This is a genomic window from Xenorhabdus sp. IM139775 (assembly GCF_028598745.1).
Lineage (GTDB): Bacteria > Pseudomonadota > Gammaproteobacteria > Enterobacterales > Enterobacteriaceae > Xenorhabdus.
Genome location: NZ_JAQRFK010000004.1, coordinates 1 through 14,644, shown reverse-complemented (window position 1 = coordinate 14,644; position 14,644 = coordinate 1). Strand labels below are relative to the sequence as shown.

13 protein-coding genes are annotated in these 14,644 nt (G+C 45.6%); 9 read left to right on the top strand and 4 right to left on the bottom strand.

Translation table 11 applies throughout. The annotated features are described in order from the left end of the window. Window positions 1-21: 21 nt before the first annotated feature. Together rsmS and priC are read right to left on the bottom strand one after the other, a co-directional pair. Window positions 22-186 carry a pleiotropic regulatory protein RsmS gene (gene rsmS / locus PSI17_RS01465; protein WP_273550245.1) on the bottom strand — a complete coding sequence of 55 codons (165 nt, stop codon included), beginning with the start codon at window positions 184-186 and terminating at the stop codon, window positions 22-24. A gap of 23 nt (window positions 187-209) precedes the next feature. Continuing rightward, on the bottom strand, window positions 210-752 hold the full coding sequence (gene priC / locus PSI17_RS01460) for a primosomal replication protein (RefSeq protein WP_273550244.1): 543 nt from the start codon (window positions 750-752) through the stop codon (window positions 210-212). Between the two features lie 215 nt (window positions 753-967). Between priC and apt the strand changes: the two genes are divergently transcribed. The 9 genes from apt to PSI17_RS01415 all read left to right on the top strand — a co-directional run bounded on the left by apt (window position 968) and on the right by PSI17_RS01415 (window position 11,388). Beyond that, the gene (gene apt, locus PSI17_RS01455) at window positions 968-1,519 is read left to right on the top strand and encodes an adenine phosphoribosyltransferase (protein ID WP_273550243.1); all 552 of its coding nucleotides are present in this window, start codon (window positions 968-970) and stop codon (window positions 1,517-1,519) included. A gap of 107 nt (window positions 1,520-1,626) precedes the next feature. After that, window positions 1,627-3,534, top strand: coding sequence for a DNA polymerase III subunit gamma/tau (dnaX, locus tag PSI17_RS01450; RefSeq protein WP_273550242.1), 1,908 nt, complete (start codon window positions 1,627-1,629; stop codon window positions 3,532-3,534). A 48-nt stretch (window positions 3,535-3,582) separates the two neighbouring features. Then, a complete protein-coding gene (locus PSI17_RS01445) occupies window positions 3,583-3,912 on the top strand; it encodes a YbaB/EbfC family nucleoid-associated protein (RefSeq protein WP_010845071.1) in 330 nt (109 codons plus the stop codon). Beyond that, window positions 3,912-4,520, top strand: a complete 609-nt coding sequence (gene recR / locus PSI17_RS01440; protein WP_273550241.1) for a recombination mediator RecR — start codon at window positions 3,912-3,914, stop codon at window positions 4,518-4,520. The genes PSI17_RS01445 and recR overlap by 1 nt, the downstream gene beginning before the upstream one ends. Before the next feature lie 204 nt (window positions 4,521-4,724). After that, window positions 4,725-6,614 carry a molecular chaperone HtpG gene (htpG, locus tag PSI17_RS01435; protein WP_273550303.1) on the top strand — a complete coding sequence of 630 codons (1,890 nt, stop codon included), beginning with the start codon at window positions 4,725-4,727 and terminating at the stop codon, window positions 6,612-6,614. 173 nt (window positions 6,615-6,787) lie between these two features. Further along, window positions 6,788-7,435 carry an adenylate kinase gene (adk, locus tag PSI17_RS01430; protein WP_273550240.1) on the top strand — a complete coding sequence of 216 codons (648 nt, stop codon included), beginning with the start codon at window positions 6,788-6,790 and terminating at the stop codon, window positions 7,433-7,435. A 218-nt stretch (window positions 7,436-7,653) separates the two neighbouring features. Beyond that, the gene (gene hemH / locus PSI17_RS01425) at window positions 7,654-8,616 is read left to right on the top strand and encodes a ferrochelatase (RefSeq protein ID WP_273550239.1); all 963 of its coding nucleotides are present in this window, start codon (window positions 7,654-7,656) and stop codon (window positions 8,614-8,616) included. 169 nt (window positions 8,617-8,785) lie between these two features. Then, window positions 8,786-9,889, top strand: coding sequence for an LPS O-antigen length regulator Wzz(fepE) (gene wzz(fepE) / locus PSI17_RS01420; protein ID WP_273550238.1), 1,104 nt, complete (start codon window positions 8,786-8,788; stop codon window positions 9,887-9,889). A 188-nt stretch (window positions 9,890-10,077) separates the two neighbouring features. After that, a complete protein-coding gene (locus PSI17_RS01415; RefSeq protein ID WP_273550237.1) occupies window positions 10,078-11,388 on the top strand; it encodes an inosine/guanosine kinase in 1,311 nt (436 codons plus the stop codon). Between the two features lie 87 nt (window positions 11,389-11,475). Here the strand turns inward: PSI17_RS01415 and ybaL are convergent, their stop codons facing one another. Both ybaL and PSI17_RS01405 read right to left on the bottom strand, forming a co-directional pair. Further along, complete coding sequence (gene ybaL / locus PSI17_RS01410; protein ID WP_273550236.1) at window positions 11,476-13,191, bottom strand: YbaL family putative K(+) efflux transporter; 1,716 nt, start codon at window positions 13,189-13,191, stop codon at window positions 11,476-11,478. Window positions 13,192-13,430: 239 nt separating this feature from the next. Then, the coding region (locus PSI17_RS01405; RefSeq protein ID WP_273550235.1) for an MFS transporter at window positions 13,431-14,644 on the bottom strand (1,214 nt) is incomplete at its 5' end.

The window sequence follows — 14,644 nt, the reverse complement described above, 5'->3', positions numbered from 1 at the left end:
AGGAACCGGTGTTAATCAGGTTTATTCCTCAGACTGTTGCGTTTGTTTTTCCAATTTCCCTTGAAGATCGTGTTTGACGATTTCTAATGCTGCCAGTGCGATAGCGGGAGGAACCTCGTTACACTCAAGCAGATAAATCAGATCGACTGCAAGTTGCATTTCAGGTGGTGCTTGTTCTAGCGTCATCATTGCGCCTTGTTTTTTTAGGATTAATCTGAGTTCTCTCGTTTTTCTATCGATTTTTCGATCCGCATTAATGCTTGACGACAACGGGCGAGCCTGCCAGCCAAGGCTGCAATTTCTTTTTGCAGTTTATACTTGTTGGTAAGCGTCGTTTGTTTGTCTAACTGTAATTCCCTGTCATCAACCATTGCCGTTAAGCGACGTTCATAATCTTGATGTTCTGCCAGACGTTGGTAAAGATCCCGTTCTTGTGATCGGTGTGCAAATTTATCTTCCTGTTTCCGCAGCGCCTGAGTTGCTATCTCACGTTTAAGTGCTTCGATTTGTGTCACTAAACGTTCGGCAAGGAATTTCACTTGTTCAGTACGGACCCCGTTTACACAGGTGCTGAGTTGTTCCATATTTTGTCTGATTTCCTGCATGTATCCACCGAGTTTATGACTGCGATGGTGGAATAGTGCTTGATCAAAACGGGCGTTGGAAAAAGGGAGGTCGGGCAGTAAAGCGAGTTCTGTTTCCAGAATATTGACCTGTTTTTCAAGTGCACTTAATAAATTTTGTATGCCCATTAGCATCTCATTATCATTAATAATCGGTTTGTTAAATAGCGATTCAACATTGTAGAGCACATCCTTACTCCTCGCGCTGCGGGGAGTAAGGAATCCTCATAAGGGGCTTGACTTAAGTCAACAAAATATAAGCAGCAACTTGCTTTGCAGTTGCTTTTTTCCGGTAGTTTGAATAGATTTTACCGTTTTCGTTTTTAACTTGGCTGGCATCGATTATGACCGCTAACGCGCAACAACTGCAATTAATTAAAGATAGTATCGAAACAATCCCTGATTATCCAAAGGCGGGAATACTTTTTCGTGATATTACCACCTTGCTCGATAATCCAGTTGCCTACCAAGCGACAATAGATTTATTGGTGGCCCGTTATCAGAATCAAGGCATCACAAAAATTGTGGGTACTGAAGCACGGGGTTTCTTATTCGGAGCGCCTGTTGCACTGCGTCTGGGCGTGGGTTTTGTTCCTGTTCGTAAAAAAGGAAAATTGCCGCGTGAGACGTTGAGCGAAACTTACGATCTGGAATATGGTACAGATACACTGGAAATCCATAAAAGTAGCATCAAGGAAGGCGATAAAGTGCTGGTTATTGATGATCTGCTGGCAACGGGGGGGACGATCGAGGCGACGGTACGCTTGATTCGTCGTCTGGATGGTCAAGTTTCTGAAGCGGCATTTATCATTGGATTGCCGGATTTAGGTGGTGCTGATCGCTTGAAAAAACAAGGCATTGACAGCTACACGCTGGTTGAATTTTCCGGCCACTGATTATTCAGTTTTTTGCATTATTAAGACATATTGGCACATCAGCCTCGCCGTTAGTGGGGAGGCTGTGCTAGCATGATAGACAGTCGTGTTCAATTTCCTCGGTATTCATGAGCTATCAGGTACTTGCCCGTAAGTGGCGCCCACAAATATTTTCTGATGTGATTGGTCAGCAACATGTGCTGACTGCGTTGGCAAATGGTCTAGAACACCAGCGCCTTCATCACGCTTATCTTTTTTCCGGCACTCGTGGCGTGGGAAAAACGACTATCGCGCGTCTGTTGGCAAAAGGACTGAATTGCGAAGCGGGTATAACAAAGACGCCGTGTGGTCAGTGTGCCAACTGTCTTGAAATTGAACAGGGGCGGTTTGTTGATCTGATTGAAATCGACGCTGCTTCCCGAACAAAAGTAGAAGATACCCGCGAGTTGCTGGATAACGTCCAGTATGCCCCGGCCCGTGGTCGTTTCAAAGTTTACCTTATCGATGAAGTTCACATGCTTTCCCGCCATAGTTTCAATGCGCTGTTGAAGACATTGGAAGAGCCGCCGGAACATGTGAAATTCCTGTTGGCAACCACCGATCCACAGAAACTGCCCGTGACGATCCTTTCACGCTGTTTGCAATTTCATTTGAAAACGCTCGATGTGGATCAAATCAGTAGTCAATTGGAGCATGTGCTTAATGCAGAGAAAATAGAGAGCGATGTGCGTTCCCGTCAGCTGCTTGCCCGTGCTGCGGATGGCAGCATGCGTGATGCCTTGAGCTTAACGGATCAAGCCATTGCGCTTGGCGGGGGAACGCTGACATCGGATATCGTCAGTCAGATGTTGGGAACGCTGGATGATGACCAACCCTTGGCGATCATTGAGTCGTTGGTGCGTACAGATGGCCAACAAATGATGGCTCTGGTGGAACAAGCAGCAACCCGCGGTGTGGATTGGGAAAATCTGCTGGTTGAGACATTGTCGCTGTTGCATCGCATTGCCATGCTCCAACTGTTGCCTCAGCAACCCGAAAGTGAGCCGTCTTCAACGGAAGGGCGGTTGCGTTTGCTGGCAAGATCCATTTCCCCGACAGATTTGCAGTTTTATTATCAAGCGTTGCTGGTAGGGCGTAAGGAGCTTCCTTATGCGCCGGAACGGCGGATAGGTGTTGAGATGGCGCTACTGCGCGCCTTGGCTTTTCATCCTAAAGCAGTCATTGAGGAAACATCCCCACCTGCGGTGGAAAATTTTGCCGCGCCCGTTGGCACCGCGCCTGTAGCACCGCCTTCGGCGCAGTTGGGCAGTGAATCGATAGCAGACAGCCCAACAGCGAAGCTATTGCAAGCGAAACACTCGCTGACTCGTCAAGGAAACACGCCAGCAAAAAAGCCTGAGCCGGCAGAGCCTGCGAAGGCGAAGCCGGCAAGTTCGGCGCTAGAGCGACTGGTGGCGGTAGCAGAACAGCGGCCTTCATCTTATCTCCCGAAAACACAGGCGCCTAAGCCAGTCAAGCAAGAGGCTTACCGCTGGCGGGCAACGAATGCCGGCGAGGAGAAGCCGCGCTCGACGACGACACCAAAAGCGATTAAAGCGGCGCTGGAGCACGAGAAGACAGCCGAATTGGTCGAGAAGCTGGCTATGGAGTCGAAACAAAGGGATCCATGGGCGGCGGAAATTGATAAACTGTGTATTCCCAAATTGGTTCAGCAAGTTGCGCTGAATGCATTTAAAGAACAGATTGATGAAAATCGTCTTTGTCTGCATTTACGTTCAAAGCAACGCCATCTTAATTCAGCATCGGCTCAGAAAGCATTAGCCGAAGCATTAAGTGAACTGCATGGAAAATCGATTGAACTCAGTATCATTGAAGATGATAATCCTGCGGTAAAAACGCCTCTGGAGTGGCGACAAGCCATTTATGAAGAAAAATTGGCACAAGCGCGTCAATCCATTATTTCGGATAAAACAATTCAAACACTTCAGCAACTATTCGATGCAGAATTGGATGAAGAAAGTATCCGGCCTGTTTAACTGCCGCAGTGTATTTGTATGCTGTGGCTATAGCGAAGAGAGAGAATTATGTTTGGTAAAGGTGGTTTGGGCAATTTGATGAAACAGGCCCAGCAGATGCAAGAAAAAATGCAGAAAATGCAGGAAGAAATTGCAAATCTGGAAGTGACGGGCGAATCCGGTGCAGGGCTGGTAAAAATCACAATTAACGGTGCACATAACTGCCGTCGTGTTGAAATCGATCCAAGCTTGATGGACGATGACAAAGATATGCTGGAAGATCTGATCGCTGCGGCCTTCAATGATGCGGCTCGTCGCATTGAAGAAACCCAGAAAGAAAAAATGGCCGGTGTATCCAGCGGAATGCAATTACCGCCTGGGTTTAAGATGCCATTCTAATGCAGACCAGCCCTCTTCTTGAATCTCTGATGGAAGCCCTGCGCTGTTTGCCCGGCGTAGGTCCAAAATCTGCGCAGCGGATGGCATTTCATCTCTTGCAGCGAGATCGCAGTGGTGGAATGCGGTTGGCACAGGCACTGACGCGAGCCATGTCTGAAATTGGTCACTGTCAGGATTGCCGGACCTTCACGGAACAGGAACAGTGCACGATTTGCGCCAATTCCCGCCGTCAACAGAATGGTCAGATCTGTGTCGTGGAAAGCCCCGCAGATATCCATGCCATCGAACAGACGGGGCAGTTTGCGGGACGATATTTTGTCCTGATGGGGCATTTATCGCCGCTGGATGGTATTGGGCCAATGGATATTGGTTTGGATCGTTTGGAAGCGCGTTTATCTTCTGAAACCTTGTCAGAAATTATCCTGGCAACCAATCCCACTGTCGAAGGAGAGGCAACGGCAAACTATATTGCGGAAATGTGTTCTCAATATAGTGTGACCGCCAGCCGAATTGCTCATGGTGTTCCTGTGGGCGGAGAGCTTGAAATGGTGGATGGTACAACATTGTCCCATTCGCTGGCGGGTCGTCAAAAAATCACGGATTGGTGATTTCATTCCCAATGAAAATGGGTCATTCCAATGGATGGTGCTGCTGATTATGCCGCCATCCATCGCCGGCTGACTGGCTTACCCAATAAATTTTACATTCTTCTGATTATCTTAACTTGAAACTCCTCCTATCTATCCCCATTTGATTACCATCGTCCGATTTTACATATCTGAACTGGATTTAGATTGAGGTAATAAATGAGCATGAAAGATCAGGAAACCCGTGGATTTCAGTCTGAAGTCAAACAACTGTTGCAATTGATGATCCACTCTCTCTATTCCAACAAAGAAATTTTTCTCCGCGAACTGATTTCAAACGCATCTGATGCTGCTGACAAATTGCGTTTCCGTGCATTGTCCGCACCTGAGTTGTATGAGAATGAGGGTGAATTGCGTGTTCGTCTGGCTGTGGATAAAGAGCAGAAAACCCTTACTATCAGCGATAATGGTATCGGCATGTCCCGTGATGAAGTGATCGACAATCTGGGAACGATTGCAAAATCCGGGACTAAAGCCTTTCTTGAATCCATTGGTTCTGATCAGGCAAAAGACAGCCAATTGATTGGTCAATTCGGTGTCGGTTTCTACTCTGCATTTATTGTTGCGGATAAAGTCACTGTACGTACCCGTGCAGCAGGTGCACCGACGGAACAAGGTGTGTTCTGGGAATCAACGGGGGAAGGTGATTACACCGTTGCAGATATTGAAAAAGCAGGGCGTGGTACAGAAATCACCCTGCATCTGCGCGATGGGGAAAGTGACTTCCTCAATGACTGGCGCCTGCGTTCTATCATTGGCAAATATTCTGATCACATTGCCTTACCCGTTGAAATTGAAACCCAAACTAAAAACGAAGAAGACGACTCGGTTACCGTCACATGGGACAAAATCAACAAGGCCCAAGCCTTGTGGACGCGTGGTAAATCAGAAATCAGTGATGAGGAATACCAAGAGTTTTATAAGCACATTTCCCATGATTTTACTGACTCTTTGATTTGGAGCCACAACCGCGTTGAAGGTAAGCAAGAATACACCAGCTTGCTGTATATCCCTTCCCAAGCGCCGTGGGATATGTGGAACCGCGAACATAAGCATGGTCTGAAACTGTATGTGCAGCGTGTATTCATTATGGATGAAGCTGAACAGTTCATGCCAAATTACCTGCGCTTTGTTCGTGGACTGGTCGATTCCAACGACCTGCCGTTGAACGTCTCCCGTGAAATTTTGCAAGACAGCACCATCACACGTAATCTGCGGAGTGCGCTGACTAAACGTGCATTGCAAATGTTAGAGAAACTGGCAAAAGACGACGCAGAAAAATATCAGACCTTCTGGCAGCAGTTCGGCTTGGTGATGAAAGAAGGGCCTGCCGAAGATGGTACAAACAAAGAAACCATTGCCAAATTACTGCGCTTTGCGACGACCCATACTGATGGCACCGAGCAAACCGTGTCTCTGGAAGATTACGTTGGCCGCATGGCAGAAGGGCAGGAGAAGATTTATTACATCACTGCGGACAGTTATGCTGCGGCGAAGAATAGCCCACACTTGGAGCTGTTCCGCAAGAAAGGCATCGAGGTTCTGCTGCTGTCTGAGCGCATTGATGAATGGATGATGAGTTACCTGACTGAATTCGATGGTAAATCATTCCAATCTGTCAGCAAATCTGATGAATCCCTCGATAAACTGGCGGATGAAAATCAGGCTGAACAGGAAGAAGCCGATAAAAAACTGGAGCCATTTGTTGAGCGCGTGAAGACCCTGTTGGGTGAACGTGTGAAAGAAGTGAAACTGACACACCGCCTGACTGATACACCGGCTATCGTTACAACCGATGCTAATGCCATGAGCACTCAAATGGCGAAGCTGTTTGCGGCGGCAGGTCAGTCGGCGCCGGAAGTGAGTTATAACTTTGAGCTGAATCCGGAACACCTGCTGGTCAGGAAAGCCGCTGAGATTGATGATGAGGCCCAATTCGCTGATTGGATCGAGTTGCTGCTGGAGCAGGCCCTGTTTGCTGAACGTGGCACATTAGATGATCCAAACCAGTTTATTCGGCGAATGAATCAATTATTATTAACTGAAAAAGCGTAAGCTTCTTGAGATAAATGATAATAAACCACGCTTCAATAAAAATGAGGCGTGGTTTATTTTTTTTGATTAATGCGAAAACGTTTACCTGTTTTCTTGAGCCATCCCCCATACAAATGGTAAGGTGGTACGTTTTCTTTAAAATACGAAAAGCAAATAGCAAGGGGATTTACGCAATGCGTATTATTCTGCTGGGCGCACCAGGCGCCGGTAAGGGGACTCAGGCACAATTTATCATGGAGAAATATGGGATCCCCCAGATTTCGACAGGTGACATGTTGCGTGCCGCAGTAAAAGCGGGCTCCGAATTGGGTTTAAAAGCAAAAGAGTTGATGGATAACGGCAAGCTAGTGACTGATGAGCTGGTCATTGCCTTGGTTAAAGAGCGCATCAAACAAGATGACTGTCATCATGGGTTCTTGTTGGATGGGTTCCCACGCACCATTCCTCAGGCCGATGCCATGAAAGAAGTCGGTATCAAGGTTGATTATGTGCTGGAATTTGATGTTCCTGATGCAATCATCGTTGAACGTATTATTGGCCGTCGTGTGCATGCGCCATCAGGTCGTGTTTACCACATCAAATTTAATCCACCGAAAGTGGAAAACCAAGATGATGTGACGGGCGAAGAGCTGACAATGCGTAAAGATGATCAGGAAGAGACTGTCCGTCAACGTCTGGTTGAATATCACGCACAAACTGCACCTTTGGTTTCTTACTATCAGCAAGAAGCACAGGCGGGTAACACACAATACTTCAAACTTGATGGTACTCGCCAAGTCGCGGAAGTTAGCGCAGAATTGGCTAACATTCTGGGCGAATAATTTCGTCTGCCTAGAATGATTATCCCCAGAAGCTTCGGGCCTTTGCTTGAAAGGTGAAAGGGATACTTCACGAATTGTTAGAACAGGCGGCTTTCATACCGCCTGAATTTTTGCCGTTTACTCATACGCGATGAAAGAATTACTCCATGAAATGTTACATGTCACTATCATTCATGTTTTATACTCGGTTGTCAGTCATTTTTATGGGGTTCTGAGGAATGAGTAGCAAGAAATATGGTGTCCTGTTAGTCAACTTGGGTACACCTGATGCACCTACACCCGCTGCAATAAAATGTTATCTGGCAAAGTTTTTGAGTGACAGAAGGGTCGTTGATATCCCGCCATTTATTTGGAAACCCCTATTGCATGGTTTTATTCTTCCTTTTCGTTCTTTTCGGGTGGCGAAACTTTATCAAGAAATTTGGACGGAAGAAGGCTCTCCGTTATTAGTTTACAGTCGCCGCCAGCAGGCGTTGCTGGGTGAACAGTTGGCTATCCCCGTTGCGTTGGGAATGACCTATGGCTCCCCCTCTTTGCCTCAGGCAATAGACAGTTTGCTGCAACAGGGTATTGATAATCTGATTATCCTGCCACTTTATCCTCAATACTCCAGTACAACTTCGGCCGCGGTTTTTGACAGTATCAGTAAAATATTGCGAGAGTATCGGACCCTTCCTACCCTCTATTTTATCCGTAGTTATGCCACGCATCCCGCTTATATTGCAGCGTTGAAGGAAACCATTGAGCAGAGCTTTGAAAAACATGGCCAACCCGATCGTTTAATTGTTTCTTATCACGGTATTCCTGAACGCCTGGCAAAGATGGGTGATATTTATCCACAGGATTGTCAAGCGACGACTGAACTGTTGAGTCAGGCACTGGATTATCCAGCAGATAAAATCGTGATGACATATCAGTCGCGTTTTGGCCGTTTACCGTGGTTATCTCCTTATACCGATAAAACCGTGGCATCATTACCCAGTCAGGGAGTGGAACATGTCCAAGTGGTGTGTCCGGGGTTTTCGGCTGACTGCCTGGAAACATTGGAAGAGATTAAGCAACAAAATAAAATGATCTTTTTAGATGCGGGTGGGAAAAAGTTTGAATATATCTCTGCACTTAATGATAATAAAGCTCACATTTCCTTGCTTGAACAGTTAGTCAATCATGGCATGAAATAACTCACTTGTCGTTGCCTGCTATGGGATATTATCACACATTGGTGAATGGCGGACATTGATCGTCGTATGATTTCAGGGATCGGGTTTTAAACCCAATAAATACGATAAGCGAGAACAAGGGCTGGCATATCAATGAAAAGCAAAATTATTTGGATTGGACATAGAGATAATGAGTAATAAACCTATTAAACACCCCGATTTTTACGAAGAGCAGGCAAACTATTATCATCCGGCGCGGGAAGATGAAATTGATTTGTTTGAGTTATTCTCGGTACTCTTCCAATCAAAATATTTGATTATTGCAGTATCTTTCGTGCTTGCGATTATTGGTTTCGGTATCGCATCATTTTTGCCGCAAAAATGGACCAGTACAGCGGCGGTGATGACATCAGGGTTGGAAGAGTTTCAGCCGTTGAAAAATACGTTAACGGATTTACATGTTCTGAATATCGATCCCAAAGTAACAGAAGGATCATTGTATAATCGGTTTATCGAAAACTATAACTCGCGGGTATTACGTGAAGAATATTTGGTGAATACCGATTATTTTAAAACCTTGCTTGCTAAGAACCATGACGATTCTACGCAGGAAAAAAGGAAACTGATTGAGCAAATTGTTAATAAAAACATTGCCCTGTCTTTACCTAAGAAAGATGACGATGTTAATGAAGCTAAACTTTCTTTCAGTGCTGACAACGCAGAAGATGCTTACAATCTATTAAGTGGCTATATCAAATTCGTCTCTTCGGTGGTTCGGAACCAAGTGAAAGAAGAACTGAATGATATGGTTCATCAGAAACTGGAGTACTCACAAAAGCTTTATGTTATTGATTTAGAACGTATCAGTAATATGCGTAGCGTGGATATTGAGCGATTGAAGTATGCGATTTCTATTGCTGATTCTGCCGGGGTGAAAAAACCCGTATCGAATGGCGGGGCGATGATTAAGGATGACCCGGATTATTCGATCGCACTGGGTTCTGATGCACTGCAACGTAAATTACAGATTACAGAAGAAGTCACTGATCCCACTAAAATTGATGCTGACCTGCGTAACCGTCAGTTGTATATCAAAAATTTAGAAAAAGTGAATGTTAATACCATTGATTTTATGCCATTCAAATACATGCAGGAACCTTATCAACCAACGTCAAAAGATTCACCTAAGCGTTTGCTGATTTTGATTGGCGCGGGCTTTATTGGTTTTATTTTATCTGTCATGTATGTTCTGCTGCGCCACATGGTACGTAGCCGCCAGAAACAAGAGGCTTAATATTATCTTAATGAGATAATGTTCTGCTAGCTGATGTTCCGACAGCCAATGCCGTAATCGCATTGGCTGTCTTCGTTTTCGTCACTGTATTTTTTGTTTCGCGCCGGTATTGTGACACACTGTATTGTGCTAACGAGGTATTGTGCTAACATGCGGCATATTTTTTGGCGCTATAGCAGCAATAAGTTATGAAATTCCCGGGTAAACGTAAATCTAAACACTATTTTCCTGTCAGTTTAAGAGATCCTCTGCTCCAACCTATCAAAGAGATGATGGATAGCGAAAATAACCGAGCCTATATTGTTGGCATTGACCAGACACTGGTTGATATCGAAGCCAAAGTTGATGAGGATTTTATTCAACGTTATCACCTGAGCCAGGGACACTCCTTAGTCATTGAAGATGATGTCGCTGAGGCGCTCTACAACGAGCTGGCAGACAAAAACCTTATCAGCCACGAATTTGCGGGTGGCACCATCGGTAATACCTTGCACAATTATTCTGTTCTGGCTGACGATAAATCCGTCCTGCTTGGTGCCATGTGTAATAATATCCAAATAGGCAGTTATGCGTATTGTTATCTTTGCAATACATCCAGCCGTATGGATTTAAATCATCTTCAGGGGGTTGATGGGCCTATTGGCCGCTGTTTTACCTTAGTGACAGAAAATGGCGAAAGAACATTTGCTATCAGCCCGGGTTTAATGAATCAGCTTCGTCCAGAAAATATTCCTGAACACATTATCGCGGAAGCCTCAGCTTTGGTGATCACCGCTTATCTGGTGCGTTGTAAACCGGGCGAACCCATGCCGGAAGCGACGATGAAAGCCATTGAGTATGCGAAAAAGCATAACGTACCTGTTGTATTAACGTTAGGAACAAAATACGTCATCGCGGATGATCCGCAGTGGTGGCGCGATTTTCTGGCTGAAAATATTTCTGTTGTTGCGATGAATGAAGATGAAGCCTGTGAATTGACGGGATTCAGTGATCCTTTATTAGCGGCTGACATGGCGCTAAATTGGGTGGATTTGGTGTTGTGTACCGCCGGTCCTGCTGGTTTGTATATGGCGGGTTACACGGATGAGGAGTACAAACGCCAAACATCGTATCCTTTGTTGCCAGGCGCGATTGCAGAATTTAACCGTTATGAATTCAGCCGGGCGATGCGTAAGGGCGATTGCCAAAACCCAATGCGGGTCTATTCCCATATTGAGCCTTATATGGGAGGACCTGAAAAAATCATGAATACCAATGGTGCCGGAGATGGTGCATTATCTGCATTACTGCATGATATCACTGCCAACAGTTATCATCGTATGAATGTGCCTAACTCCAGTAAGCATATGCGTTCTTACTTAACTTATTCTTCTTTGGCTCAGGTATGCAAATACGCTAACAGAGTGAGTTATCAGGTATTGAGCCAGCACTCTCCACGTTTAACCCGTGGGTTGCCGGAGAAAGAAGATAGTCTGGAAGAGTCTTACTGGGAACGTTGATTCTGGTCGCCTGACATATTGCCTTGGCTGTTTTATTGGAATGACTGGAATATCCCCACGTTATGGGGATATTCCTTGATTAGCCGGTTAGGTTGATGATGGCGTCGCTGGTGAATGCAATGCCGGAGGCACCATTGAACAGCCCGCTTCATTTTCTTCCGGTAGAGCATCAGCCATTGCCCGTGCTATTTCATGCTCGCCAATGATAATGTGGTTAGTACCACGCTCCGTAATGTAAGTGACTTCATCATCATAATGAGCCCGAACAATAATGCTGATATCTGACCTGATTTCTCTGGCATTCGCAACAATCTCGCCGGCCTCATAGCCATTGGGAATGGTCAGGAATAACGTACAGGCACAATCGAGCCGTGCCAGGGCCATGATCTCTTTATTGGCGGCGTTGCCTATTATTGCACTGATGCCCATTTCACCTAACTCTTCAAATCGGACTCGCGTATCTTCAATAACCACGATGGGAAAGTGCTTTTCTTGTAAACGCTGACAAAGTTGACGGCCCACCCGGCCATAACCTACCACAATCGCATGACCACAAATATCAACCGGGATCTGGATTTCTTCTTCCAGCGTTTCTTCGAGTAATTGTTCTTCAATGGTTTCTGTTTTTTCCAGATAGCGATCCAGTAAACTGAATAAAACAGGATTCAACATAATGGAAATGATGGCACCCGCCAATACAAGGTTACGGGCCTCGCCATCCAAGAATCCCAGTGTGACGCCAAGCCCGGCGAGGATAAAGGCAAACTCACCAATTTGGGCGAGGCTGGCAGAGATAGTCAGGGCAGTACGTCGTGAGTGTCCAAACATTCTGACCAATAGCATGGCAGCCAGTGACTTGCCAATGATAATAATGATCAGGGTTCCCAAAATAGCCAAGGGCTGTTGCAGTAGGACCATCGGGTCAAACAGCATGCCAACGGAAACAAAGAAAAGAACGGCGAAAGCATCCCTTAACGGTAGAGTATCTTGCGCGGCCCGATGGCTCAATTCTGACTCGTTCAAGACCATACCCGCGAAGAATGCCCCAAGGGCAAATGAAGCATCAAAGAGTGCCACTGCACCATAAGCAACACCTAATGCAATGGCAAGTACCGCCAGCGTGAATAATTCACGGGAGCCTGTCGCGGCGGTTTTCGCCAGTAACCAAGGAATGACACGTCGTCCGACGAAAATCATCAACAAAATAAAAGCAATGACTTTTCCAACGGTGAGCGATATTTTGAGCAGTAATTGACTCAGGTTGGCGTCGTGGTTGTCCATAATTCCTGCTGCTGCCGGGAGTAATACCAACGTCAGCACCATCGCCAGATCTTCAACAATCAACCAACCAATGGCAATTTGTCCTCTCTGACTATCAACGAGTTGCCGTTCTTCCAATGCCCTGAGCAATACCACCGTACTGGCGGTGGACAGACAAAGGCCAAATACAATGCCGCTGCTTAATCCCCAACCGAGCAGCATTGATAATCCGACACCCAATAAGGTAGCGACTGCAATTTGGGCGATTGCACCAGGAATGGCAATGGATTTGACGGCTAACAAATCTTTAAGTGAAAAATGTAGACCGACACCAAACATCAGTAAGATCACGCCAATTTCTGAAAGTTCTGGAGCTAACGATGTATCGGCAACGAAACCAGGGGTAAAGGGGCCTGCTAGTACACCTGCGACAAGGTATCCTACCAGAGGGGAGATTTTCAGGCGCTGTGCAAGCATGCCAAGCAGATAGGCAAGAACAAAACCGCCAACAATGGTCGTGATAAGAGGTGTCGAGTGCTCCATCAAGGCTCCTTCTGGGTAGCGAATATCATAAATTGTATGGTTAGGTGAGGTAATAATATATTCTATAAATAATTAAAGATGAGATTACAAAAAAATATATTGGGTGATGAAAATGAGAATAATCTACATAAATACCATCTTAATGTAATTTTATGTAGATTTTGCTATTATTTACGCTTGTTTACAAAGAGGGATAACGTCATTATTATGGTGGCTATCTGGATGTTTTATCGGTATTTTTAAGAGTTTTTTTCTATATTTGGCAAGAACAGTGTAAAAATACCAAGAAGTGGTAGAAAGGCACAAATTTTGTAAACCAATTCGATGCTGGCCTTATCTGCGACATAGCCAAGTACAGCAGCCCCAATACCCCCCATACCAAAGGCCAGGCCAAAGAACAAACCGGCAATCATGCCTGTTTTGCCGGGCATGAGTTCTTGGGCATAGACTAAAATAGCCGAAAATGCAGAGGCCAATATGATGCCAATAATGACGGTGAGTATGCTTGTCCAGAATAAGGAGACATAAGGTAACATCAGGGTAAAAGGTGCAACGCCAAGAATGGAAACCCAAATAACGTATTTCCGGCCTATCTTATCCCCAACAGGCCCGCCAATCAGGGTGCCTGCCGCGACGGAAAACAAAAAGATAAATAGATGGATCTGGGCGTTTTGCACTGACACATCAAATTTCTGTATCAGGTAGAACGTATAGTAGCTACTGATACTGGTCAGGTAAAAGTATTTGGAGAAAATCAGTAACAGAAGAATGGCAAAAGAATTGATGACTGTTTTTCTGGGCAGCTTTGGCAGGGGAGCTGTTTTCGCAGACAGGGGCGTTATGGTTCGATGTTGCATCTTATACCATTGGCTGACTTGCAAGAGGATGACGATAGCCAATAGTGCTGCCAGAGAAAACCAACCGATATTTCCCTTGCCATAAGGCGCAATGAAAATCGCTGCCAACAATGGCCCCAGCGAACTGCCTAAATTACCCCCGACTTGAAATAAAGATTGTGCTAACCCATGGCGCCCGCCTGAAGCCATACGTGCGACGCGTGATGATTCCGGATGAAAAACCGATGACCCCGTACCCACGAGCGCGGCAGCCATTAATATGACTGAAAAGCTTTCAGCATAAGCTAATAGCAGTAAACCGGATAAGGTAAATCCCATGCCGATAGGCAGCGAATAGGGTTGCGGATGTTTATCGGTATATAAACCGATAAGGGGCTGCAACAGCGATGCGGTTACCTGATAGGTGAGTGTGATCAGGCCAACCTGAATAAAACTGAGGGTAAATTCGGATTGCAGCAATGGATAAATCGCCAGAATCAACGATTGAATCATATCGTTCAGCATATGGGATAAGCTGATAGCACCGAGAATGGAAAAAACGGTTCGATGTTTTTTTGCCGATGATGTGGGTAAAGGGGCTGTTTGACTTTTTTCAC

Excerpts from the sequence above, each read along its gene's own strand:
- ybaL (WP_273550236.1), bottom strand. The coding sequence starts at position 13,191 with ATGGAGCACTCGACACCTCTTATCACGACCATTGTTGGCGGTTTTGTT.
- recR (WP_273550241.1), top strand. The coding sequence starts at position 3,912 with ATGCAGACCAGCCCTCTTCTTGAATCTCTGATGGAAGCCCTGCGCTGT.
- PSI17_RS01415 (WP_273550237.1), top strand. The coding sequence starts at position 10,078 with ATGAAATTCCCGGGTAAACGTAAATCTAAACACTATTTTCCTGTCAGT.
- adk (WP_273550240.1), top strand. The coding sequence starts at position 6,788 with ATGCGTATTATTCTGCTGGGCGCACCAGGCGCCGGTAAGGGGACTCAG.
- apt (WP_273550243.1), top strand. The coding sequence starts at position 968 with ATGACCGCTAACGCGCAACAACTGCAATTAATTAAAGATAGTATCGAA.
- dnaX (WP_273550242.1), top strand. The coding sequence starts at position 1,627 with ATGAGCTATCAGGTACTTGCCCGTAAGTGGCGCCCACAAATATTTTCT.
- PSI17_RS01445 (WP_010845071.1), top strand. The coding sequence starts at position 3,583 with ATGTTTGGTAAAGGTGGTTTGGGCAATTTGATGAAACAGGCCCAGCAG.
- htpG (WP_273550303.1), top strand. The coding sequence starts at position 4,725 with ATGAAAGATCAGGAAACCCGTGGATTTCAGTCTGAAGTCAAACAACTG.
- hemH (WP_273550239.1), top strand. The coding sequence starts at position 7,654 with ATGAGTAGCAAGAAATATGGTGTCCTGTTAGTCAACTTGGGTACACCT.
- priC (WP_273550244.1), bottom strand. The coding sequence starts at position 752 with ATGGGCATACAAAATTTATTAAGTGCACTTGAAAAACAGGTCAATATT.
- rsmS (WP_273550245.1), bottom strand. The coding sequence starts at position 186 with ATGACGCTAGAACAAGCACCACCTGAAATGCAACTTGCAGTCGATCTG.